The organism is Paenilisteria rustica, from assembly GCF_013820765.1.
Classification (GTDB): Bacteria; Bacillota; Bacilli; order Lactobacillales; family Listeriaceae; genus Listeria_A; species Listeria_A rustica.
Map to the genome: position 1 here is coordinate 254189 of NZ_JABJVM010000001.1, position 23043 is coordinate 277231.

The 23043-nt window shown below is 42.7% G+C and carries 24 protein-coding genes; all 24 read left to right on the top strand.

What is annotated here, in order from left to right:
• Window positions 1-6: 6 nt before the first annotated feature.
• The 24 genes from HPK16_RS01240 (at window position 7) to lhaT (ending at window position 22985) form a co-directional block, all read left to right on the top strand.
• Window positions 7-600 carry a CPBP family intramembrane glutamic endopeptidase gene (locus HPK16_RS01240; protein ID WP_181675190.1) on the top strand — a complete coding sequence of 198 codons (594 nt, stop codon included), beginning with the start codon at window positions 7-9 and terminating at the stop codon, window positions 598-600.
• Window positions 593-1369 (top strand): LysM peptidoglycan-binding domain-containing protein, encoded by a 777-nt coding sequence (locus HPK16_RS01245; RefSeq protein WP_343064789.1) that lies wholly within the window; start codon window positions 593-595, stop codon window positions 1367-1369. The genes HPK16_RS01240 and HPK16_RS01245 overlap by 8 nt, the downstream gene beginning before the upstream one ends.
• Window positions 1370-1450: 81 nt before the next feature.
• Window positions 1451-2413 (top strand): asparaginase, encoded by a 963-nt coding sequence (locus tag HPK16_RS01250; RefSeq protein ID WP_181675192.1) that lies wholly within the window; start codon window positions 1451-1453, stop codon window positions 2411-2413.
• 22 nt (window positions 2414-2435) lie between these two features.
• Window positions 2436-3110, top strand: a complete 675-nt coding sequence (gene cmk, locus HPK16_RS01255) for a (d)CMP kinase (protein ID WP_181675193.1) — start codon at window positions 2436-2438, stop codon at window positions 3108-3110.
• Between the two features lie 276 nt (window positions 3111-3386).
• Window positions 3387-4535 carry a 30S ribosomal protein S1 gene (rpsA, locus tag HPK16_RS01260; RefSeq protein ID WP_181675194.1) on the top strand — a complete coding sequence of 383 codons (1149 nt, stop codon included), beginning with the start codon at window positions 3387-3389 and terminating at the stop codon, window positions 4533-4535.
• Between the two features lie 159 nt (window positions 4536-4694).
• Window positions 4695-6005, top strand: a complete 1311-nt coding sequence (der, locus tag HPK16_RS01265) for a ribosome biogenesis GTPase Der (RefSeq protein ID WP_181675195.1) — start codon at window positions 4695-4697, stop codon at window positions 6003-6005.
• Window positions 6006-6229: 224 nt separating this feature from the next.
• Window positions 6230-7249: an NAD(P)H-dependent glycerol-3-phosphate dehydrogenase gene (locus HPK16_RS01270; RefSeq protein ID WP_181675196.1), complete on the top strand. Its 1020-nt coding sequence runs from the start codon at window positions 6230-6232 to the stop codon at window positions 7247-7249.
• An 87-nt stretch (window positions 7250-7336) separates the two neighbouring features.
• The gene (locus HPK16_RS01275) at window positions 7337-8320 is read left to right on the top strand and encodes a tyrosine-protein phosphatase (protein ID WP_181675338.1); all 984 of its coding nucleotides are present in this window, start codon (window positions 7337-7339) and stop codon (window positions 8318-8320) included.
• A 409-nt stretch (window positions 8321-8729) separates the two neighbouring features.
• On the top strand, window positions 8730-9005 hold the full coding sequence (locus tag HPK16_RS01280) for an HU family DNA-binding protein (RefSeq protein WP_003720260.1): 276 nt from the start codon (window positions 8730-8732) through the stop codon (window positions 9003-9005).
• 207 nt (window positions 9006-9212) lie between these two features.
• Window positions 9213-9779 (top strand): GTP cyclohydrolase I FolE, encoded by a 567-nt coding sequence (gene folE / locus HPK16_RS01285; RefSeq protein ID WP_181675197.1) that lies wholly within the window; start codon window positions 9213-9215, stop codon window positions 9777-9779.
• 88 nt (window positions 9780-9867) lie between these two features.
• Window positions 9868-10632: a heptaprenyl diphosphate synthase component 1 gene (locus tag HPK16_RS01290; protein WP_181675198.1), complete on the top strand. Its 765-nt coding sequence runs from the start codon at window positions 9868-9870 to the stop codon at window positions 10630-10632.
• 16 nt (window positions 10633-10648) lie between these two features.
• Window positions 10649-11362, top strand: coding sequence for a demethylmenaquinone methyltransferase (locus HPK16_RS01295; RefSeq protein ID WP_181675199.1), 714 nt, complete (start codon window positions 10649-10651; stop codon window positions 11360-11362).
• 9 nt (window positions 11363-11371) lie between these two features.
• A complete protein-coding gene (hepT, locus tag HPK16_RS01300) occupies window positions 11372-12337 on the top strand; it encodes a heptaprenyl diphosphate synthase component II (protein WP_181675200.1) in 966 nt (321 codons plus the stop codon).
• Window positions 12338-12348: 11 nt separating this feature from the next.
• Window positions 12349-12792, top strand: coding sequence for a nucleoside-diphosphate kinase (ndk, locus tag HPK16_RS01305; protein ID WP_181675201.1), 444 nt, complete (start codon window positions 12349-12351; stop codon window positions 12790-12792).
• A gap of 291 nt (window positions 12793-13083) precedes the next feature.
• Window positions 13084-14250: a chorismate synthase gene (aroC, locus tag HPK16_RS01310; protein ID WP_181675202.1), complete on the top strand. Its 1167-nt coding sequence runs from the start codon at window positions 13084-13086 to the stop codon at window positions 14248-14250.
• A 2-nt stretch (window positions 14251-14252) separates the two neighbouring features.
• Window positions 14253-15338 carry a 3-dehydroquinate synthase gene (aroB, locus tag HPK16_RS01315; RefSeq protein ID WP_181675203.1) on the top strand — a complete coding sequence of 362 codons (1086 nt, stop codon included), beginning with the start codon at window positions 14253-14255 and terminating at the stop codon, window positions 15336-15338.
• A 5-nt stretch (window positions 15339-15343) separates the two neighbouring features.
• On the top strand, window positions 15344-15706 hold the full coding sequence (aroH, locus tag HPK16_RS01320) for a chorismate mutase (protein ID WP_343064792.1): 363 nt from the start codon (window positions 15344-15346) through the stop codon (window positions 15704-15706).
• A 12-nt stretch (window positions 15707-15718) separates the two neighbouring features.
• Entirely contained in the window at window positions 15719-16804 is a 1086-nt protein-coding gene (gene hisC, locus HPK16_RS01325; protein WP_181675205.1) for a histidinol-phosphate transaminase, read from the top strand.
• A 13-nt stretch (window positions 16805-16817) separates the two neighbouring features.
• Window positions 16818-17918: a prephenate dehydrogenase gene (locus HPK16_RS01330; RefSeq protein WP_181675206.1), complete on the top strand. Its 1101-nt coding sequence runs from the start codon at window positions 16818-16820 to the stop codon at window positions 17916-17918.
• 10 nt (window positions 17919-17928) lie between these two features.
• Entirely contained in the window at window positions 17929-19203 is a 1275-nt protein-coding gene (aroA, locus tag HPK16_RS01335) for a 3-phosphoshikimate 1-carboxyvinyltransferase (RefSeq protein WP_181675207.1), read from the top strand.
• Between the two features lie 118 nt (window positions 19204-19321).
• Window positions 19322-20386 (top strand): Fic family protein, encoded by a 1065-nt coding sequence (locus tag HPK16_RS01340; protein WP_181675208.1) that lies wholly within the window; start codon window positions 19322-19324, stop codon window positions 20384-20386.
• Window positions 20387-20477: 91 nt separating this feature from the next.
• Window positions 20478-21728, top strand: coding sequence for a tetratricopeptide repeat protein (locus tag HPK16_RS01345; protein WP_181675209.1), 1251 nt, complete (start codon window positions 20478-20480; stop codon window positions 21726-21728).
• 30 nt (window positions 21729-21758) lie between these two features.
• The gene (locus tag HPK16_RS01350; protein ID WP_181675210.1) at window positions 21759-22292 is read left to right on the top strand and encodes a ReoY family proteolytic degradation factor; all 534 of its coding nucleotides are present in this window, start codon (window positions 21759-21761) and stop codon (window positions 22290-22292) included.
• A gap of 99 nt (window positions 22293-22391) precedes the next feature.
• Window positions 22392-22985 carry a lipoprotein heptaprenylglyceryl N-acetyltransferase LhaT gene (gene lhaT, locus HPK16_RS01355; protein ID WP_181675211.1) on the top strand — a complete coding sequence of 198 codons (594 nt, stop codon included), beginning with the start codon at window positions 22392-22394 and terminating at the stop codon, window positions 22983-22985.
• Window positions 22986-23043 lie beyond the last annotated feature (58 nt).

Here is a 23043-nt window from a genome sequence, read left to right on the forward strand (position 1 = left end):
GGACATATGGCGAATTCGGTTGAGATAATGAAAAATATGTCCAACAAAGAAATAACACGTGTTTTTTTATTGCAAAATGGGTTGTTAATTTTACTTGGAATTGGTATTATCTTTATCAGTACTGGTATTTTAAATTGGATGGGGCGATTGAGCTTCGATTGGTTTTTTGTTTTCCTAGGCATTGCTTTGGCATGTGTGCTTAGCGGTCTCAATATTTGGTTGGATCGCTTGTTGCCAGAACGCTTAACAGATGATGGTGGGATGAATCGGCTTATTTTTAAGCACCGAAAACCGCTAGATATTTTTTTGCTTTGTTGTTTGATTGGTATCACGGAAGAATTTATTTTTCGTGGGATCATCCAAGTTTATTTCGGTTTTTGGGCAAGTGTTATTTTATTCGTGCTTGTGCATTTTCGATATTTAAATAAAGTATATCTGTTGTTCAATGTTATAATAACTAGTATAATTATTGCAGGACTATTTCAAATTAGTAATCAGAATTTAATTGCCGTAATAATGTTTCATATCGTGTTCAATTTTATTGGTGCGTTAGATATGAGAAATAGATATCAGAATGAAGGAGGGGTCGCGCGTGGTTAAGAAAGAAGACGAAAACACAGGTAGAGAAGACGATCAAGAGTTTAAACAATTAGGTGAAGAGTACGATGATGATTATATTGATTCGATCCCATCACGCTCCCAAAGCAGACGCGCTAATAAATCAAAGAAAGCTATTTTCCGCTATCCAATATTGAATTTATTAATTATTTTCTTTTTGCTTATTCCGATTGTGTGTTTAGGTGTGTATTTGTTCGTGCTTAATTTTGGCTCTAATAGTGAGGACAAAGTGACGACGGAAAATGCTCAAACGGAGACGACAAAGCCTAAAGAAGTGAATATCGCGAGCAATGAAGAAAAAATAAAAGAAGCAAAAGAAAAAGCCGCAGCAGATGCAAAAGCTAAAGAAGAAGCGGACAAAAAGGCAGCGTTAGAGAAACAACAAGCGGAAGAGGCAGCAGCGAAGGAAGAAGAGGCTCAAAAAGCAGCGGCTGAAAAAGCAGAGCAAGATCGTATTGCAGCCGCCAAAGCCGAAGAAACACGTAAGCAAGAAGAAGCCGCAGCTGCAAAACAAGCAGAGGAAGATCGGTTAGCTGCTGAGGCGAGACAAAAAGAAAAAGATGCCGCAGAAAAAGCAGCAAATGAGGCAGCATCATCCCATACGGTTGCAGCTGGCGATACGCTATACAAAATTGCGCGCCAAGCATACGGTAATACAAACGTGGCCGCGAATGTCGCAAAAATTAAGCAAGCGAATGGCATAACGAATGATAATGTGCCAATTGGAACGGTGCTTAAGATTCCGCAATAAGCATATGAAAAAAATAAGAAAAATCGAGAATGACAATGAACCGTTTTTCTCGATTTTTTTCTGGGAAGCAAGGTGTGTTTTTTGGCAAAAGTAGCTTTGATTACGACTGGTGGAACGATTGCGAGTACGAAGACGGAGTCGGGGCGATTGGCTTCGGGAGAACTTTCGGGGCAAGAGTTAGCAGCGCTTTGCGAGCTGCCCGCAGAAATTCAGATTGACATTTTTTCGACGTTTCAGTTACCATCGATGCACATTACGTTTCAAGATTTATTGTCGCTAAAGGACTTGGTGATGCAAGTTTTTGAGGATGATACATACGATGGGATTGTCGTGACGCATGGAACGGATTCGCTGGAGGAGACGGCTTATTTTCTTGATTTGGCGATTAGTGACGCTAGACCGGTTGTCGTGACGGGATCGCAAAGGGCACCAGGTGAGGCTGGAACAGATGCTTATATTAATATTCGGCATGCCATTTATACAGCGAGCGTGAAGGAATTACGCGATACAGGGACAGTGGTCGTTTTTAATGAACGTATTTTTGCGGCGCGCTATGTAAAAAAAGTACATGCATCTAATATTCAAGGATTTGGCGCGTTTGGATTTGGCTATTTAGGCATTATCGACAATGACCAAGTTTTTCTATACCAGAAGCCTGTGGAGCATGAGTCCTATCCTATTAAACGGGGGATGCCATCTGTTTACATCGTGAAATGTTACTTGGAAGCGGATGGTCTATTCATCGACGCGGCACGTGAAGCTGGTGCGGATGGTATTGTATTGGAAGGTGTTGGACGTGGGCAAGTGGCGCCTAAAATGATGCCGGCGATTGAGCGCGCACTCTCAGCGGGAATTCCAATTGTTATATCGACAAGCGCTGAAGAAGGCAATGTTTATACTACCTACGATTACGAGGGTAGCACGTATGATCTCTATAAAAAAGGCGTCATTCTTGGAAAAGATTATGACAGTAAAAAGGCGCGCATGAAATTGGCGGTTTTAATTGCCGCGGAAGAAGAAATTTGCCAAACTAATTTCAGATAAGACGAAGGAGTCGAACCATAAAATGAGTAAAAAGATTTGTATCGCGATTGATGGACCTGCCGCCGCGGGAAAAAGTACGGTGGCAAAAATTGTCGCGAAGGAATTGCACTATATTTACATCGATACAGGGGCGATGTACCGCGCTGTTACCTATGCTGCGGTTTCGCAAAAGGTACCACTAAATGATGAAGCGGCGCTCGGCAAAATGCTGGAGGAAGCATCGATTCGCTTTGAACCAGGGGAAGTACAGCAAGTATTTATCGGGGCAGAAAATGTAACGGAGGTTATTCGTTCGTTGGAAGTAACTGCAAACGTATCCGAGGTTGCGGCTCATCCTGTTGTTCGAGAAGAGTTGCAGAAACGCCAACAAGTTTTTGCGACAGAAGGTGGTATTGTGATGGACGGGCGTGACATTGGTACGGCGGTGTTACCACATGCGGAGTTGAAAATATTTTTACTAGCAAGCGTGGATGAACGTGCAGAACGTCGATACAAAGAGAATGTTTCTAAAGGATTCCCAAGCAATTTGGAGCAATTGAAAAAAGAGATAGAAGAACGCGATCATCTCGATTATACGAGGGAACATTCCCCATTACAGAAGGCGGACGATGCAATTGAACTTGATACAACATCGATGACGATTGCGGAAGTAGCGACTATGATTCACCAATTAGCGGAAGAAAAAATCGCCGAGTAAGTCTATACCATTTTAATAGAAGTCTAGATTTACAATTTATTTTTATTTTAGTAAGAAAAATCACGTGAATTCGACCTAAAAAACTTGACAAATGAACGTATTTGTAGGAAGTTAGTAGAGAGAGAATTTATCTCGTTAATAGGATTTTTGAAAACCCATTTAGATTGAAGTCGTATTCATGCTTATTTCATCGCTTTTTTGCGCTTACTTATTCTTGGAACAGTCAATCTTGGGGAATCCTAGCTTACGATAAACGTTTTTAGAGGAGGGCTATGCATGTCTGAAGAATTAAATGATGTAGAAGTTAGAAATTTTGAAGAAGGCGACAAAGTCACTGGTACTGTTACTAGTGTAGAGGATAAACAGGTTTACGTTGGTATTCCTGATTCCAAACTAGATGGTGTTGTCCCAATCAGTGAATTATCTAATGTTCATATTGAGCAAGCATCTGATGCTGCGAGTGTTGGCGATACGTTAGACCTAATCGTTTTGAAAGTAGAAGACGATGTATTGGTATTGTCTAAACGTAAAGTAGACGCGCTTCAATCTGTCGATGATATTAAAGCGAAATTCGAATCTGGTGAAGTATTTGAAGCAGTCGTTAATGATGTTGTAAAAGGCGGCCTAGTAGTAGATCTTGGCGTGCGCGCATTCGTGCCAGCATCACTTGTAGAGGATCATTTTGTAGAAGATTTCGCATCTTACAAAGATCAAACATTGACGTTTAAAGTGGTAGAATTTGAGCCGGAGAACAACCGTGTGATTTTATCGCATCGTGCTGTTGTCGAAGCTGAAAAATCTGGCAAGAAACAAGAACGTTTGAATGAAATTAAAGAAGGCGATGTTGTCGAAGGTACCGTTCAACGCTTAACTAGTTTTGGCGCTTTTGTTGATATGAACGGCATTGATGGTTTGGTTCACATTTCTCAAATCTCTTACCAACATATTGCATCACCATCTGATGTTTTAGAAGAAGGACAAACCGTGACTGTAAAAGTTATCGGTGTAGATCCAGCAAACGAACGTATTTCTTTATCGATTAAAGAAACGCAACCAGGTCCTTGGGATGATATCTCTGAAAAAGCACCTGTTGGCTCTGTTTTAAAAGGAAAAGTAGCGCGCCTTGTAACATTCGGTGCCTTTGTTGAAATTTTCCCAGGTGTCGAAGGACTAGTCCACATTTCTCAAATTTCACATCAACATATTGGTACACCTCAAGAAGTACTAAAAGAGGGTCAAGAAATTGAAGTGAAAGTTCTGGATGTGAATGAAGTAGACAAACGCTTGTCACTTAGTATTAAAGAGTTGACAGAAGCGCCTGCTGAGGTTGCTGATTATGAGTTGCCAGAAGAAAACACTGGATTCCAACTTGGTGATTTAATCGGTGACAAATTAAAGAATTTAAAAACAACAGACGATAAATAAGCGATTAAGTATCCGCCAGAGCGGGAAGCTAGTATCACGTATTGTTTACGTGTTACTGGCTCCTCGCTTTTTATTTGTGAAATTTAAGTTGATACTAGGCGTGTTTACTGTTAAACTAAAGAAAGTCTGAAGTAATTTAAAGAAAAAGAAGGTGAAATAATGGTTAAACCAGTAGTAGCAATTGTCGGTCGTCCGAACGTCGGCAAATCCACTATTTTCAACCGCATCGTCGGCGAACGTGTCTCGATTGTGGAAGATATTCCAGGTGTCACGCGGGACCGGATTTATAATTCGGCTGATTGGCTTGGACGTGATTTTAATATTATTGATACAGGTGGAATCGATTTAGGAGACGAGCCATTCTTAGCGCAAATCAAGGCGCAGGCAGAGATCGCGATTGATGAAGCAGATGTTATCATTTTTATTACAAATGGTCGTGAAGGCGTAACTGATGCCGATGAGCAAGTGGCCAAAATTTTGTATCGATCTAAAAAACCGATTGTTTTAGCGATTAATAAAGTCGATAATCCAGAGATGCGCGATCAGATTTATGATTTCTATTCACTTGGATTCGGCGAACCTTTCCCAATTTCGGGATCACATGGTTTGGGACTTGGAGATTTACTAGATGAAGTCTTTAAGAAATTCCCAGAACTTGACGAAGAAGAATACGATGAAAATGTTATCAAATTCTCGCTTATCGGCCGTCCTAATGTTGGGAAATCGTCTATTTTAAATGCTTTATTAGGCGAGCAACGCGTGATTGTTTCGGATGTTGCTGGAACGACGCGTGATGCGATTGATACGCCTTATGAATTTGAAGGGCAAGAGTATGTCATGATTGATACGGCTGGTATGCGTAAGCGTGGGAAAGTCTATGAATCGACAGAAAAATATAGTGTACTACGTGCGATGCGAGCGATTGAACGAAGCGACGTTGTTTTAGTTGTGCTAAATGCGGAAGAAGGAATTCGCGAGCAAGATAAGCGGATTGCGGGCTATGCACATGAAGCAGGGCGCGGAATTTTAGTTGTAGTGAACAAATGGGATGCCATCGAAAAAGACGAGAAAACAATGAACGCGTTTATTCAAGATATTCGTGAGCAGTTCTTGTTCTTGTCCTATGCACCGATTGTATTCGTGTCAGCAGTAACGAAACAACGCTTGACCAATCTTTTCCCAATGATTAATGATATCAGCAACAACCATTCGTTACGCGTACAATCAAGTTTGTTGAACGATGTTATCATGGATGCCGTTGCGATGAACCCATCACCAATGGATAAAGGCAAACGTCTGAAAATCTACTACACGACACAAGTTGCGGTTAGACCACCAACATTTGTAGTCTTTGTAAACGAACCAGAAATGATGCATTTCTCTTACGAACGTTTCCTAGAAAACCGAATTCGCGAAGCCTTCCCGTTCGATGGTACGCCAATTCGCCTAATAGCACGCCAAAGAAAGTAAAAGTGTTGTTGTTTACACCAAGTAAATCGGCGACAAGCGCTCGCATTCAACCAATTTAGCGGACTTCCGGTTCTCACATACACTAGTATGCTCCGCTTCCGGCTTCCGCCAAATTGGTTGAATACAAACGCTTTCGCTCGATTTGTGTAAATCAGCGTGTACATCCTACTTGAAATTATAGGATTAGTGTTCTATAAATGATGATGTGAAGGAGTGACGATTTAATGGCGAGAAAACAAAAGATTGCTGTTCTTGGTGCTGGAAGTTGGGGCACTGGATTGGCACTAGTTTTGATTGAAAATGGGCATGATGTTGTTATTTGGGGAAATCACGCAGAAGTGGTTGAGGAACTGAATACAAAGCATACCAATCAACATTATCTTCCTGATATGACGCTTTCACCGAAGATGCGGGCAACTCTCGTATTGGAGGAGGCCTTAGCTGGTGCAGAGATGGTCGTTATTGCGATTCCAACGAGCGCTATGAGGATTGTTTGTAGTCAACTAAATGACGCCTTAAAAGAGCCGACATTGCTTGTGCACGTGAGTAAAGGTATCGAGCCTGATACGAACTTGCGGATGACGCAGGTGATTGAGGAAGAAATTGCACCTGAGAAACGTTCTGCCCTTGTTGTTTTATCTGGTCCTAGCCACGCCGAAGAGGTTGTCCGGCACCATCCGACAACGCTTTGTGCGAGTTGCAAAGATTTAGTAGCGGCCGAAATTGTTCAAGATGCTTTTTTAAACAACAATTTGCGGATTTATACAAATGAAGACGTGATTGGAGCTGAAATTGGCGGCGCTTTGAAAAATATTATCGCACTTGGCGCTGGTATCACAGATGGCCTCGGTTATGGTGATAATGCTAAGGCGGCACTTATGACGCGCGGTATGGCTGAGATTACGCGACTGGGCGTAACGGCTGGCGCTGATCCACAGACGTTTTATGGACTAACTGGTATTGGTGATTTGATTGTTACGTGTACAAGCGTGCATTCGAGAAACTGGCGTGCTGGTAATATGCTTGGTAAAGGCGAGAGCTTAGAACGCGTTCTTGAAAATATGGGAATGGTCGTTGAAGGTGTGCGAACAGCCAAAGCGGTCCACCAATGGGCGAAAAAGCTTGCTATTGACATGCCAATCACAGAAGCAATCTACCAAGTCCTATTTGAAAAAGAAGACCCTCAGATTGCCGTTGACCGCCTAATGGGGCGCGATCGCAAACTTGAAAAAGAAGAATATTGATGAAGAAACCTCCTGCAAATCATTTTGTGGGAGGTTTTATGTTACTATAGAGGTATTAATCGGTACAAATTTGGAGGGATACTAATGATTCAAGTGCAAAGAACAGGAACGCAACTGTCACTTACATGGTCACCAGGCGATATTCCAGCTGGTTCCATTATTTATCAAAGCCATACGGTAGAACCTAGCGCGTCTAAAAAACAGTTATTAGTAACGGATAAAGAAACACATCTGCTACTTTTAACAGAGGATTTACCGGTCTTTTTCACGATTCAAAAACCAGATGGATCAAATGAAGTCGTTGGGGAGCGAATCATTCCACTAGAGGGATGCTTCAATTTCCGCGATCTAGGAGGCTATGTGAATACAGCTGGTAAAACGGTGAAGTGGGGGCAATTATACCGCTCTTCACTCCTCACTAATTTGACAGTAAAGGATCAAAAAACACTAGAGACAATGGGAATAAAGTGGATTTGCGATCTGCGTAGTACTTCCGAGATTGCCGCAAAGCCATCCCCATCGCTTCCAGGTATTGCGAGCCGTCATATTCCGATTGGGACGGCTAAAAATGAGTCGAGTGAAACGCAAAAAATGGATATTCCAAAAGATCACCGTGTTTATGAACCATTAATGGGAGAAAGCTATCGCGTTTTTGTGCAATCTAAAGATGGTTTTCGTGAAATCTTAGAATATATTATCAATCAAGCAGAATTGCCGTTCCTATTCCACTGCACAGCTGGAAAGGACCGTACAGGCGTTTTAGGAGCACTTTTGCTAAAGTTACTAGATGTGCCAGAAAAAACGATTCTAGCCGATTACGAGCTTACAAATCAATATGCGGATGCCATTCTTGGTGAAATGCAAGGTTTGGTGGAAGCTTTCTCAGGAAGTACAGAAAAAATAGAATTAGAAAATTTTCGACCAATGGCAGAAGCTAAACCAGCCTATTTAGAAATTGCTTTTGATGAAATGAAGAAAGAATATGGTTCGGTCGATGCTTATTTAGAAAAAGGAATTGGGATTAGCGCTTCCAAAAAAGCCAAATTCCAATCTATGATGTTAGAAGGATAGTAGTAGTTGAAACCTAGAGTTGTCAGGCAAAAGCGTCGATTTCAGTGCTTTTTTTAAGGAATTTGAACTATTTTTCTCATTTGGCGTGTTTTTACTTGCTATTATAGGTCTCTCGCGTTAGTATTATGCTTAACAGCTTGATACAATCACGTTTCCAGAACTAGGACTAGGAGAATTACGAAAGCTCTTTTTGTAAAAAATAAAGCTTTTCGCTTCTAAATCCTTGCAGTTGTAAGGATAATGTGATAATCTTTTATCAGAATCACTGAAACGGCGATAAAACGCCATTCCAGCCGAAATTCTTCTTAGAATTTCCATAGAAGTTTAGCTTATTTTGGAAAATGAATATTCCGAGTGTTAGGTAAGACCTGCTCATTTGGTATTATTCTCTTAAGGAGGTGAAAAAACAATGGCAAACAAAACTGATTTAGTAAATAGCGTAGCAGAACTTGCAGATCTTTCTAAAAAAGACGCTGCTAAAGCTGTAGAAGCTGTTTTTGAAACTATCCAAACTTCTTTATCTAAAGGTGAAAAAGTTCAATTAATCGGATTTGGTAACTTTGAAGTTCGTGAGCGTGCTGCCCGTAAAGGACGCAACCCACGTACGAAGGAAGAGATTGACATTCCTGCAAGCAAAGTTCCAGCATTCAAACCAGGTAAGGCGCTTAAAGAAGCTGTTAAATAATTACATACACTTTTTAAGCACAAAAAAAGGAGTTCCCCGGAATTCCTTTTTTTGTGCTTAAAAATCAAGTTTACTAGTTCGCAAATATCGCTAACCGCCGATTTTCCCCGTGTAGCCATAACACCACGAGGGATTAACGTTTACCTAGTTTGTTTGCTATGTTAAAATAACGAGGTAGATAATGACGTGTTTATAAAGGGGATTATTATGGAGCAAATAGATAAACAAAAGATTGCGGATGCAGTCAAAATTATTTTAGAGGCAGTTGGGGAGAATCCAGAGCGTGAGGGCTTACTCGATACGCCAATGCGTGTTGCAAGAATGTATGAAGAAGTATTTTCTGGACTCAAAAAGGATCCTTCAATTCATTTTAATACGGTTTTTGAAGAACAGCATGAGGAACTGGTTTTAGTGAAAGATATTCGCTTTTCATCGATGTGTGAGCATCACTTAGTGCCGTTTTTTGGTGTGGCGCATGTGGCTTATTTGCCGCAAAATGGTCGAGTAGCTGGGCTTAGTAAATTGGCACGTATGGTGGATGATGTGAGTAAACGCCCGCAATTGCAGGAGCGTATTACGACAAATGTAGCGGAGATTATGATGGATAAATTAAAGCCGCTGGGTGTCATGGTTATTTTGGAGGCGGAGCATATGTGTATGACTATCCGTGGGGTCAATAAACCAGGTGCCAGAACGGTTACAAGTGCTGTTCGTGGGGCTTTTCGAAATGATGATAAGTTGCGTAGTGAGGTTATGGCGTTAATTAAGAATTAAGCGTCTAGCCAAGCTAATGGCGATTTTTGTGAAGGTTATGGTATAATTTACGATACAGGATAAACGAGATTTGAAGGGGATTTTGTAAATGAGTTATCAAGGTGGCGTAGCGCAGCTGAAACAGGTAGAGGAACTTGTTTTAGATCAGACAGCTTATCGATTTTTAGGTGAAAATTTCGACGGACCGAAAATGGACAAGGATCAAATGCTGTGGCTACATGAAGCGATTAGAGGGACTGATTTAGAGGATAGTGTGGCTCATCAAGTAATCGGTGCGACGCTGTATGTCATTTTAGCTCATGACACGCATGATGGGATTGATGAACCAAGCGATGTGAAGCAAAAGACGTGGCAAGAACGGCAATTAACGGTGCTTGCTGGGGATTTTTATAGTAGTTTATATTATCGGGCGTTATCTGAATTTGGTATGATTGACTTATTGGCGGCTTTACAGCGTGGTGTGCAGGAGACGAATGAGGCAAAGGTTAACTTGTATCAATTGCATATTACTGGTGATGAGGATTATTTAGTGCATTTAGTGATGTCGAAAGCAGCCATTTTTTCTAGGTTTGCGACTTATTTTGGATGTAATGAGACCTTTACGTTTGTTGGTGCGCGCGCGATTTTGTTGACGTATCTTTTAAAGGAACGCAAAAATTGGCTGTTAACGGGTAGTTCACTATTTGAAACGGCGTATGAACATGGTTATATGGCGTTAAATGCGCAGGCTGATTTTGCGACGTGGCTTGAGGATTTGATTGTGACACTAAAGGCTGAAATTAAGGCAAATATGGGCGGGTTAGCGATTTCTGATATGACAGAGAAACGTTTGCAGGAGCTACTCGGACAATAGAGGAGAAATGATGGGTATGATAGAAACGAAAGAAGAGAAAGTTCATAATGTGTTCGAAAAAATTTCTCCTAGCTATGACCGAATGAATAGTTTGATTAGTTTCCATTTACATGCGAAATGGCGTCAAACAACGATGGATTTTATGCGTGTGAAGGCTGGTTCTTCGGCGCTTGACGTATGTTGTGGGACGGCGGATTGGACGCTTGCAATGGCGGAAGCTGTTGGCGTGGAAGGTTCGGTTATTGGTTTGGATTTTAGTGAGAATATGTTGGCGGTAGGTCAAGAAAAAGTAGTAGCATCGCCGCATTCTAATATTACGTTGATGCACGGGAATGCGATGGAATTACCATTTGCGGATAATTCGTTTGATTATGTGACGATTGGTTTTGGTCTGCGTAATGTGCCAGATTATATGACGGTTCTACGTGAGATGTATCGTGTGTTGAAACCAGGTGGGTTGTTGACTTGTTTGGATACATCAACACCAACGATTCCAGGTTATAATCAGCTGTTCTTCTTTTATTTCCGTCACATGATGCCTTTGATGGGTAAATTGTTTGCGAAAAGTTACGAGGAGTATGCTTGGTTAGAAGAGTCGACACGAAGTTTCCCAGGTATGAAAAAATTAGCAGATATGTTCCAAGACGCTGGATTTGACCATGTCCGTTACGTTCCGCATAGTGGTGGGGCGAGCGCAACGCATTTTGGGTACAAAAAGAAAGAACAATAGGTGGGGCAGATGAAACTTAATTTTCTATATTCTAATATTCAGGCGGATGTGGCTGCCATTGAAGAGGAGTTACGCAGAGCAGTTGCATCCGAACAGGCGCCTTTAATTGAAGAGGCGGCTTTACAACTTTTAGATGCTGGCGGAAAGCGGATTAGACCGATTTTTGTTTGCCTCACAGCGCGACTTGGTCAGTTTGAATGGAATCAGGTAGAGCAGGCGGCGGTTGCAGTAGAGTTAATACATATGGCGTCCATTGTGCATGATGATGTGGTGGATGATGCGGATGTGAGGCGAGGCCGGCCTACAATCAAGTCGAAGTGGGGAAACCACGTTGCGATGTATACCGGGGACTTCTTGTTTGCCAAATCACTGGAATACATGACAAAAATACTGAATCCAGAGGCGCATCAAGTGCTTTCGAACGTGACGGTGGAGCTTGCTGTTGGTGAGATTGAACAATTGCGCGCGAAGTACAACTTTGACCAAAATGTGCGGACGTATTTGCGACGGATTAAACGGAAGACGGCGCTTTTGATTGCAGCGAGTTGTCAACTTGGCGGAATTGTGGCGCAACTGGATCCGAAAATGCATCGAAAGCTGTTTTTGTTTGGGTATTATGTTGGGATGTCGTTCCAGATTACAGATGATATTCTTGATTTTACTGGATCGGAGAAATCGCTTGGTAAGCCAGCTGGGGAGGATTTGCGACAAGGAAATATTACGTTGCCTGTTTTTTTTGCGATGGAAGATAAGGATTTTCAGATGAAGTTACGTGACATTACGGAGCAGACGTCAAAAGATGAGATGCAGACCTTTATTAAGGAAATCAAGGCCTCTGGTGCGATTAAGAAATCGGAAGCTGTTGCGGAGAATTATTTGCAAAAGGCGATTGCGATTTTAGAGGAGTTTCCGCCGTCGAAAGAACTAAGGCCTTTGAAGCAGATTGTGCAATTTTTGGATAAGAGAAAATACTAGGAGGTAGGAAGATGGAGAGAACGTATTTGATGGTAAAACCGGATGGTGTCGAGCGTGGTTTAATTGGGGAGGTCGTTGCGCGCTTGGAGAAAAAAGGGCTCAAATTAGTTGGTGCAAAATTGATGCGTATCAATGAGGACTTGGCAAAACAACATTATGCGGAACATGTCGGTAAACCATTCTTCCCTGATCTCTTGCAATTTATTACGTCTGGTCCGGTTTTTGCGATGGTTTGGGAAGGCGACGATGCTGTTGCGATTGCGCGTTTGATGATGGGCAAAACGAATCCACTGGAAGCAGGTCAAGGAACGATTCGTGGTGATTTTGCGGTACATATGAACCGAAATGTGATTCATGGCTCGGATTCGGTCGAAAATGCGGCGCGTGAGATTGGCTTGTTTTTCAAAACGGAAGAGTTGCTGTCGTATGATAAAGCGATAGATGTGTGGTTATAGAGTGTAGAGAAGCGATCAGTGCCGGATTAGAATGGTGTGGATTGGCTTTGACAAATCGAGCGAGGGCGTTTGTATTTGGAGAGTGGAGTGAACCGGAATGCAACAGGAGAGCCGGGAGTTCGCAAGTCTCCCAAGTATGAATGCTCTTTATTTATAGTGATTTGATGTTTTTCCTGTTTACGTGGGTGGCAAATTATGATATGATACTACACATACACTTTAAAGCGCTAAAATAATGTGGCTTATTTTTGAAATAAAAGAAAGATTAAATAGATGGAGAGGAAGTTGAAAATGAGATATTTAACTGCGGGAGAATCACACGGCCCAGGACTTACGACGATTATTGAAGGATTGCCAGCGGGGATGCCACTTTTGGCGGAGGATATTAATACGGATTTGAAGAGACGTCAAGGTGGACACGGACGCGGGGCACGGATGCGTATTGAAACGGATCGGGCGCAAATTTCAGCAGGAGTTCGCCACGGTAAAACGATGGGATCGCCTGTTGCTATTTTTGTGGAGAATAAAGATTGGAAAAAATGGGAAACGGTAATGAGTATTGAGCCGGTGCCAGCGGAAAAAGAGGCATCGCGTAAAGTTTCTCGTCCACGTCCAGGTCATGCGGATTTGGTTGGTGGAATGAAATACGGACATCGTGATATGCGTAATGTGTTGGAGCGTTCTTCAGCCCGTGAGACAACAGTGCGTGTGGCGGCTGGCGCGATTGCTCGGAAATTATTGCTAGAGCTTGGCATCGAGGTTGCTGGGCATGTATTGGAAATCGGTGGCGTGCGCGCGGAATTGACGCGTGATTACTCGATTAAGGAGATTCAAGAGATTTCTGAGGCGTCTTCTGTGCGTTGTTTGGATACGGCAAAAGAGGAAGAGATGAAGCAGAAAATCGATGAAGCGAAGAAAAATGGGGACACAATTGGTGGGATTGTCGAAGTTGTCGTTGGCGGCGTGCCTGCAGGTCTTGGTAGCTATGTGCAATGGGATCGCAAACTCGATGCAAAAATTGCGCAGGCTATCGTGAGTATTAATGCGTTTAAAGGTGCGGAATTTGGTGTCGGTTTTGAGGCGGCGCGTAAACCGGGTAGCGAGGTCATGGATGAGATTCTATGGTCGGAGGACGATGGCTATACGAGACGCACGAACAATCTTGGTGGTTTTGAAGGCGGAATGACGAACGGGATGCCGATTGTGGTTCGCGGTGTTATGAAGCCGATCCCGACTCTATACAAGCCACTCCAAAGTGTGGATATTGATTCGAAGGAAGTATTTAACGCAAGTGTGGAGCGTTCGGATAGCTGTGCGGTTCCTGCGGCGAGTGTTGTAGCGGAAGCGGTTGTTGCTTGGGAAGTTGCGCAAGCGGTATTGGAAAAATTTGATAGTGATCGTTTTGACGTACTACGGGCGCACGTGGAAGAACATCGCGCAATGACGAGGGAGTTTTAAGGATGGCAGAAATCACAGTGACGACGAAGGATAAGGTCTATTCGGTCTATATTAGCCAGAATGCGTTACGTGAGCAAGCGGAGGGCTTGGTTACAGAACTGAGCCGTTTTTCGCAAGTATTCGTGATGACAGATGCGAATGTCGCGGAAGCTCATATGTCGAAAATGAACGATCTGCTTGCCCCGCTTGAAAAGGTTTCCTATTATGTGACGCCATCTGGTGAAGAGGCGAAGACATTTGCGGTTTACGAGGATGCAATGACGAAAGCGATTGAGATTGGTCTGGATCGCAAATCGGTCTTGCTTGCTTTTGGTGGTGGCGTGATTGGGGACCTCGGTGGCTTTGTAGCTTCGACGTATATGCGAGGAATTGCTTTTTATCAAATTCCGACGACTGTTTTGGCGCATGATAGTGCGGTTGGCGGGAAAGTGGCGATTAATCACCCATTAGGCAAAAATATGGTCGGAAATTTTTATCAACCGGAGGCCGTGATTTATGATACGTCTTTACTTGGGACGCTTTCGGAGCGGGAAATGCGTTCTGGCTTTGCGGAATTAGTGAAGCACGCGTTGATTCAGGACCCGGCGTTACTTGTGGAATTGATGGCAACTTACAAAACGCCGATGGATTTGTACAGCGTGGATTTAACCAACTATCTTGCGCGCGGTATCGAGATTAAGGCTGAGATTGTGTCACAGGATGAGACGGAGCAAGGTGTCCGTGCCTATTTGAATTTTGGGCATACGATGGGTCATGCGATTGAGGCGTACGGTGAGTTTGGCAAATGGCTTCACGGGGAATCCATTATGTTCGGGATGATTTACGCGCTGGACATGAGTGAGCAGTTGCTAGGTCTTTCCTTTGATAAAGAGGCATTGCTTAAATGGCTTGCGGCGCTGGGATATGATGTGACAATGCCTGCGAATCTTGATTTTTCCGTTTTGTTAGAAAATATGAAACATGATAAAAAGACGACATTTAACGAAATAACGATGATATTGCTTGAAGAAATTGGTAAACCGAAAATTCAAAAAGTATCGGATGATGTGATAGAAGCAACATTTAGAAGAGTGAGTCAGGAGGCGTAGAAATGATCAGAGGTATTAGAGGTGCAACAACAGTGACGGAGAATACGCCGGAAGCGATTTATAAGGCAACGATTGACTTATTCCAAGCGATTGTGACGGAAAATAATTTGGCGCCAGAAATGATTTCATCGGTTTTGACATCGGTAACGAGTGATATTGATGCGGCATTTCCTGCTAAGCCGATTCGTGAATTAGCTGATTTTGAATTTGTACCGATTATGGGTGTGATGGAAATCCCGGTAACAGGCGCGCTTGCGATGTGTATTAGGTTGATGGTGAACGCGGAGGTTGGCGAAGTCCCGCAACAAGATGTGGTACATGTTTACTTAGAAGGTGCACGGGTTTTACGACCAGATTTGGCGAAGTAGGAGGTAACAGGAATGAAATGGAAAACGACATTAAACGGCTTACATTCATATAAACCAGGAAAACGGGAAGAGCAGGTAATGGCGGAACTTGGCTTGACGGAAATTACAAAGCTGTCTTCGAATGAAAATCCACACGGTGTTTCTGAAAAAGTGGCGGATTATTTGAAGCAAGTAGATGTAAGCGTTGAAATCTACCCAGACGGTTGGGCATCGGATTTACGAACGCAACTTGCGACGTATCATGGTGTGAAAGAGGATGAGCTGATTTTCACAAGCGGTGTGGATGAGTTGATTGCCTTATTATCAAGGACTTTGTTGTCTCCTTCGACGAGCACTGTCATGGCTGCACCAACTTTCCCGCAGTATCGTCAAAATGCATGCATTGAAGGTGCGGAAGTTCGTGAAATCGCGCTAACTAAAAATGGAGATCATGATTTACCGGCAATGCTTGCGGCGATTGATGAAACGACGAGTATTGTTTGGCTTTGTAACCCGAATAATCCAACTGGGAATTACATAGTGCTAGATGAGATTATTCCATTTTTGCGCCAGGTTCCAGAAGACGTCTTAGTTGTGCTGGATGAGGCGTACATTGAATATGTGGAACCGCAGCCAGAGACTCGCAGCGCGCTAATTTATGAGTTTTCGAATCTTATCATTACGCGCACATTTAGTAAAATTTATGGATTGGCTAGTTCTCGTGTTGGTTATGGTATTGCAAACGCTGAAATTATTAGCCAAGTTAACATTGTGAGACCGCCATTTAATACGACGACAATGGGGCAAAAATTAGCTCAGATTGCTCTTGCGGATCAAGGCTTTATTGAGAAATGCCGTTTGGAAAATGCAGCTGGTCGCAAACAGTATGAAGCTTTCGCGGCTCAAAATGAGGCTGTTTTCGTCTATCCGTCACAAGGAAATTTTGTTTTAGTCGATATCGGTCAACCGGCGGACGATGTATTTCGCTATTTAGAAAAGAACGGCTACATTGTGCGTTCTGGTTCGGCACTTGGATTTCCTACTGCCGTGCGCATAACCATTGGGAAAGCGTCGGAAAATGCAGCGGTGATTGCGCTGCTGCAACAATTAGTAAAGTAAGGGGTTTTGGAGGATGAAAGGAACAGTCGTTATCGTCGGACTTGGTCTGATTGGTGGGTCTATCGCACTTTGTATTCGTGCGAAACATCCACAGGCTCATATTATTGGTGTCGATATTTCAGAACAAACGATTTTAGCAGGGGATTCGCTCGGTATTATCGATGAGGGAACGACGAATTTGGCGGATGTTATCGCACGCGCGGATTTGCTTATTTTTTGTTGTCCAGTACAGCAAACAGAGCGATTCTTAGTCGAGTTACCAGAACTTCCGCTGAAAGATAATTTGCTCATCACGGATACCGGAAGTACGAAATTGCGGGTGATGGAGCATGCGTCAGCCATTCAGGAAGCGGGTTATACGTTTATTGGTGGACATCCGATGGCGGGTTCTCATAAAAGCGGCGTGACGGCTGCTAAATCATTATTGTTTGAGAATGCTTACTATTTATTGACACCAGGTGAGAATGAGGATCCAAAACATGTGGCTCTTTTACGGGAATGGTTGGAGGGCACAAACGCGAAGTTTTTGGAGCTTTCGGCGGCAGAGCATGATAACATCACGGGCATGCTGAGTCATTTACCGCATATTGTGGCGGCGGCGCTTGTAAATCAGACAAGTGCTTTTACGCAAGAACATCCCGCGGCATTTCGCTTGGCAGCAGGCGGTTTTCGCGATATTACTAGGATTGCTTCCTCGGATCCAACTATGTGGACGGATATTTCGCTTTCCAATAAAGATACATTACGCGAATTGCTTGGAAATTGGCGCGATGGCATGAATGAAGCGATTGATATGCTGGAAAAAGAAGATAGTAACGCGATTTATCAATTTTTCGATACGGCAAAGGAGTTCCGGGATTCGTTACCAGTCCATCAAGAAGGCGCGATTCCATCTTTTTACGACTTGTTTGTTGATGTGCCTGATTATCCGGGTGTTATTTCTGAGGTCACTGGTTTTCTTGCGCAAGAAGAAATTAGCTTGATTAATATTAAAATTCTAGAAACACGCGAAGACATCATGGGAATTTTACAGATTACGTTCCAAAACGAAAAAGATCGAGAACGTGCGAAGCGTTGTATCGAAAAATATAGTCAGTATCAATGTCACTTTTAGGGGGAAAACGATGCAGTTAGTTACGAATAAACAAGGATTAAATGGGACGATTCGAGTTCCAGGAGATAAGTCGATCTCTCATAGAAGTATTATGTTTGGTGCTTTGGCGGAAGGCACAACGACGGTGACGAACTTTTTGATGGGAGAAGATTGTCTGAGCACGATTGGCGTATTTCGAGCGCTAGGCGTGAGTATTGACGTAACGCCCGCAAAAATAGTGGTGCAAGGTAAGGGCTGGGACGGCTTGAAAAAACCAGCGGAAACATTGGATGTTGGTAATTCAGGAACGACGATTCGCTTGATGTTAGGTATTTTGGCTGGGCGTTCTTTTGACGTGACGATCGAGGGTGATGCATCTATTGCGAAACGTCCAATGGGCCGCGTGATGAAGCCGCTTCGTGAAATGGGCGCAATGTTTGAAGCAAAGGATGCGAATTTTGCACCGGTAAAAGTGATTGGAAATAAGCTGCATCCGATGGAATATACGTTACCCGTTGCTAGTGCGCAAGTGAAGAGTGCTATTATTTTTGCAGCGCTACAAGCAGATGGTGAAACAACGATTATCGAAAAAGAAAAAACGCGTGATCATACCGAGCAAATGATTCGTCAATTCGGTGGGGAAATCGAAGTGGATGACCTGAGGATTCGTGTTTCCGGTGGTCAGAAATTCCGCGGACAAGAAGTGGTTGTTCCAGGTGATATTTCCTCTGCAGCGTTCTTCATCGTGGCGGGATTAATCGTTCCCAATAGTAAGATTCGCTTAGAAAATGTTGGTATTAACCCGACGCGAACAGGAATTATCGATGTTGTCCAAGCGATGGGTGGCAAAATTACCGTTGAAAAAACAAGCGCAGTTGGTGATGAACCCGCTGGAACAATTACGGTTGAAACAAGCGAATTGAAGGGCATCGAGATAGGTGGCGATATTATTCCACGCCTCATTGATGAATTACCGGTCATCGCGTTATTAGCCTCTCAAGCTACTGGGAAAACAGTCATTAAAGATGCAGAAGAATTGAAAGTGAAAGAAACGAATCGTATTGATGCTGTCGTTACAGAACTCTCGAAAATGGGAGTGGCTCTTGTTGGGACAGAGGACGGTATGATTATTGAAGGGCAACAAAGCCTGCATGGCGCCACTGTAAAATCCTATGGTGATCATCGTATGGGAATGATGTTGCAAATTGCAGCATTGCTCGCAGATTCTGAGGTAACTTTAGAAGATGCCGAAGCTGTCAAAGTTTCTTATCCCACTTTTTTTGAGGATGTAGCTTCTTTATATTAAGCGAAAAAAACGTGTGCAGCTTTTGCACACGTTTTTTTAATGCGTGCAAAAATCAAACTTTTTTGCACGCATTGTGTTTTGTATGCTATACTTAAAGAAAGAGAAGGGACGGAGGCTAATGCTATTAGAATTGCCTAATCACAAGGTAAACACAGATACAGTAACAATCTATAAGCAGTTGGCAAAGTCAAATCGTGCCTTAGCAGAATTAAAAGGATATTCTGCGACGATACCGAATCAGTACATCCTGATTAATGCCATGACACTAAATGAAGCCAAGGATAGCTCGGCCATCGAACAAATTATCACTACCCATGACGATTTATATCAAGCCATGTCCAAAGATAAGGTCCGCGATGCTGCGACGAAAGAAGTGCTCAACTATCGACACGCGCTTTGGGAAGGCTATCAGTATATCTTAAAACGTGATATTATCACAACTGCCCTCATCGAACATATCCAACGCATCATTGAAAATAGCAAAACGGGGATTCGTAAAGTTCCTGGTACGGCTATCAAAAACGTGACAACAGATGAAATCATCTATACGCCGCCACAATCAGAATTGGAAATTAGAGATTTGCTTGCGGATCTTGAGCAGTACATTAATCTGGATGACGGTACAGATCCACTAATCAAGTTGGCGCTTATCCATTATCAGTTCGAGGCGATTCATCCATTTTACGATGGTAATGGTCGTAGTGGGCGAATTTTGAATATATTGTATCTTGTATTGATGGGATTACTAGAGAGCCCAGTGCTTTATTTGAGCAAGTATATTTTGCGGACGAAGAAAGAATATTACGTATTACTCCGAAAAATACAGCAGGATAGTAGTTACTTCGAAGAGTGGGTAGTTTATATTTTAAAAGGGGTGGAGGAAACAGCGAGGGAGACGTTAAAAATCATTCGTTCGATTACAGAGGCGATGGTCGAGTATGGGCAGGAGCTGAAGGAGAAGTTGCCTAAATTATATTCAAAGGAACTAGTCGAGACGCTGTTTTATGAATTTTATACGAAAATCATATATGTGGAGCAACATTTGAACGTTTCCAGGAGAACTGCGGTGACTTATTTGCAAAAGCTGGAGGAGCATGGCTTTCTGATTTCGGAGATGATTGGGAGAGAACGGGTATATAAGAATAAAGTGTTGTTTGATTTGATTGAGCAGGCGAACAAGTAAGTTGGAAAATCGGAGAAAGACTGTTTGACTTGTTTTGACCTTTCCGTTATAATAAGCCTACAAAACTAGGATAGATGTGAGGAGATTGATCATGAAATTTGCAGAGCAGATGTTAGCGGCTTTAGAGCAGGAAAACTTGCCTGAGGCGCAGAAATATTTTAAGCAAGCCTTACAGGAAGGAACGGATGAGGAGCAGTACTGGTTAGCAGAACAATTAATGCAACTGGGGTTCTTAGAAGAAGCGGAAGATTTGTATGAACTTTTGCTTGCGAAATACAAGGATGAAGGGGAATTATTGGTTCGTGCGGCAGAGGTTGCGATTGAGAAGGATGATATCGAGACGGCGATGGAATATTTGGAGCAGGTAAACACACAGGACGAAGCTTATCCAGAGAGTTTATTAGTGCTCGCGGATTTATATCAGATGCAGGGGCTTTTTGAAGTGACGGAGGCGAAGTTGCAGCAGGCTAAGAGTCTGTTGCCGAATGAGGCTGTGATTGATTTTGCGTTAGGAGAATTTTATTTGTCGACAGCACGATTTGCGTCGGCGGTGCAGAGCTATCAGGCAGTACTTGATGCGGGCGTGACGGAAATTGCGGGTAGCCAGATTTTTGAACGGATTGCGGAGAGTTTGGCGAGTAGCGGTTCATTCGAAGAGGCGATTCACTATTATGAGAAGGCGATTGCGGAACAAGAGGATGTCAATACGCTATTCGGGCTTGGACTGACCAGTTTTCAGGCGAAGGATTATACGAAGGCGATTTCGGCTTTGGAACGCTTGAAAGAACATGATCCTGGCTTCACAACGCTTTACACGTACCTTGCCAAGAGCTATGAGGAAAATGGCGAGCCGGAGAAGGCGCTGGAAGCATTGGTTGATGGTTTGAAGCAAGATGAATTCAATAAAGAAATGTTTTTGGAAGCTGGAAAATTAGCTTGGAAAAACGATCAGGCTGCGGATGCGGAACATTATTTCCGTCAAGCCATCGCGCTTGACCCAGAGTTCATTGATGCGATTTTAGAAGTGAACAAAATTTTGCTTAAAAAAGACGACCATGAGGGCATTGTGGAACTTGTGGAGTCGTTAGAACGCGAAATTGTCACGGAACCACAAATTTTCTGGGACGTAAGTGTTGCATATCAGGAGCTAGATATCTATAATAAAGCAAAAGAAAACTATGAATTAGCACACCCACATTTTAGCGAAAACGCAACATTTTTGAAGGAATATGGCTTATTTTTACGCGAAGACGGTGATATTGCGAAGTCGGAAGAAGTATTGGCGGTGTATTTGACACTCGAGCCAGGTGATGAAGAGGTTTTAAGTTTATTAGGTTATTAATCCCCACTTTGATGGGAAGGAGTGAGTGAAATGAAAGCATCAATTAGCATTGAAGACAAGAAGGAATTTGTTAGATGGTTGTTAAATAAGCATCAAATGAAAATTAGAGAATCGATGTGGATTCTAAATTATATTGCGGGTCATGACCAAATCATGAAATATGTTCACTTCGTTGATAATGCAGAAGGGTGCCCTCGTGGTCTTGTGCTCACTTCTCTCGGAGTGGATGACGAGCCGTTTCGATTCTTTAAAGGAAATATTGTGACGACGGATCCAGAGAAGGCGTTTCATGATATTCGTTTGAATTGGGATGAGGATATTTATATTCAGTTGCATTTCCCGGAAAGCTTGACATCCCCTCGTTACGCTTTTGTTCGCGAGGATAATCCGTTTGAAGAGTTACTGATTTCAGACAAGGAAAAGCAAATCGCGGCACAGTTTTTGGATACGGTTGTGGAGCATTTTTCAAAAGAGAAATTATTACTGGAAATCGATGAGGCATTGGATGCGCATGATGAAGAGCGATTCCAAAGTTTGATGGAGCAGTTTAAACAGTATAGTTAATAGGAGAAGCGCCTGTCTTTCGCGGACAGGTGTTTTTGTTTTCTGTTTTTGGACGAGTCTGGTATCATGGGAAAAGAGAGTTTTTTATGGGGGTGCACAATGTATCGTTACTTAGCGAACAGGTCGTTTTTGCGATTGCTGTTTATTGTTAATTTACTGGGGGCTGTTTATGGGTATATTTGGTACATCCCTCAACTGAAAATTACGGAACCTCGCTTTTGGGTTTTTGTACCGGATAGCCCGACTGCGATTTTATTTTTCGTATTTGTATTGATGGCTTGGTTGGCGAAGAAACATTGGCCGTTAATGGAGGCGCTGGCTTTTGTCTGTTTGGTGAAATACGGATTATGGGCTGTAGGTATGAATATTGCTTACATGATAAATCTAGGTTACTTGGACACGATGAGTTTGACGCTACTCACGTCACACGGTTTAATGGCCGTGCAGGGGCTTGTTTATGCACCATTTTATCGAATTAAATATGAGCATTTTGCGATTGCGGCGATTTGGGTGTTACATAATGATGTCATTGACTACTTATTTGGTCAGATGCCGATTTATGGTGGACTTGACCAATATATTACGACGATTGGTTACTGCACATTTTGGTTGACTATTTTCGTTTTATGGACGGTTTATGAAAAAACACTGAAAAAGGATTCGTTTAAATTAGAATTTCCTCATGAAGCCTAAAAGTTGTTGAGGTTTGGCGTTTTCTCCTTTATAATTAAAAGTAATCAGTAGCAGTTAG

What these genes read in the sequence shown, in the direction of transcription:
- der (WP_181675195.1), top strand. Translation starts at nt 4,695, where the DNA reads ATGGTTAAACCAGTAGTAGCAATTGTCGGTCGTCCGAACGTCGGCAAA.
- lhaT (WP_181675211.1), top strand. Translation starts at nt 22,392, where the DNA reads ATGTATCGTTACTTAGCGAACAGGTCGTTTTTGCGATTGCTGTTTATT.
- HPK16_RS01350 (WP_181675210.1), top strand. Translation starts at nt 21,759, where the DNA reads ATGAAAGCATCAATTAGCATTGAAGACAAGAAGGAATTTGTTAGATGG.
- HPK16_RS01280 (WP_003720260.1), top strand. Translation starts at nt 8,730, where the DNA reads ATGGCAAACAAAACTGATTTAGTAAATAGCGTAGCAGAACTTGCAGAT.
- hepT (WP_181675200.1), top strand. Translation starts at nt 11,372, where the DNA reads ATGAAACTTAATTTTCTATATTCTAATATTCAGGCGGATGTGGCTGCC.
- HPK16_RS01345 (WP_181675209.1), top strand. Translation starts at nt 20,478, where the DNA reads ATGAAATTTGCAGAGCAGATGTTAGCGGCTTTAGAGCAGGAAAACTTG.
- aroA (WP_181675207.1), top strand. Translation starts at nt 17,929, where the DNA reads ATGCAGTTAGTTACGAATAAACAAGGATTAAATGGGACGATTCGAGTT.
- cmk (WP_181675193.1), top strand. Translation starts at nt 2,436, where the DNA reads ATGAGTAAAAAGATTTGTATCGCGATTGATGGACCTGCCGCCGCGGGA.
- aroB (WP_181675203.1), top strand. Translation starts at nt 14,253, where the DNA reads ATGGCAGAAATCACAGTGACGACGAAGGATAAGGTCTATTCGGTCTAT.
- aroC (WP_181675202.1), top strand. Translation starts at nt 13,084, where the DNA reads ATGAGATATTTAACTGCGGGAGAATCACACGGCCCAGGACTTACGACG.
- HPK16_RS01270 (WP_181675196.1), top strand. Translation starts at nt 6,230, where the DNA reads ATGGCGAGAAAACAAAAGATTGCTGTTCTTGGTGCTGGAAGTTGGGGC.
- hisC (WP_181675205.1), top strand. Translation starts at nt 15,719, where the DNA reads ATGAAATGGAAAACGACATTAAACGGCTTACATTCATATAAACCAGGA.
- HPK16_RS01290 (WP_181675198.1), top strand. Translation starts at nt 9,868, where the DNA reads ATGAGTTATCAAGGTGGCGTAGCGCAGCTGAAACAGGTAGAGGAACTT.
- HPK16_RS01295 (WP_181675199.1), top strand. Translation starts at nt 10,649, where the DNA reads ATGATAGAAACGAAAGAAGAGAAAGTTCATAATGTGTTCGAAAAAATT.
- HPK16_RS01340 (WP_181675208.1), top strand. Translation starts at nt 19,322, where the DNA reads ATGCTATTAGAATTGCCTAATCACAAGGTAAACACAGATACAGTAACA.
- HPK16_RS01330 (WP_181675206.1), top strand. Translation starts at nt 16,818, where the DNA reads ATGAAAGGAACAGTCGTTATCGTCGGACTTGGTCTGATTGGTGGGTCT.
- HPK16_RS01240 (WP_181675190.1), top strand. Translation starts at nt 7, where the DNA reads ATGGCGAATTCGGTTGAGATAATGAAAAATATGTCCAACAAAGAAATA.
- ndk (WP_181675201.1), top strand. Translation starts at nt 12,349, where the DNA reads ATGGAGAGAACGTATTTGATGGTAAAACCGGATGGTGTCGAGCGTGGT.
- rpsA (WP_181675194.1), top strand. Translation starts at nt 3,387, where the DNA reads ATGTCTGAAGAATTAAATGATGTAGAAGTTAGAAATTTTGAAGAAGGC.
- folE (WP_181675197.1), top strand. Translation starts at nt 9,213, where the DNA reads ATGGAGCAAATAGATAAACAAAAGATTGCGGATGCAGTCAAAATTATT.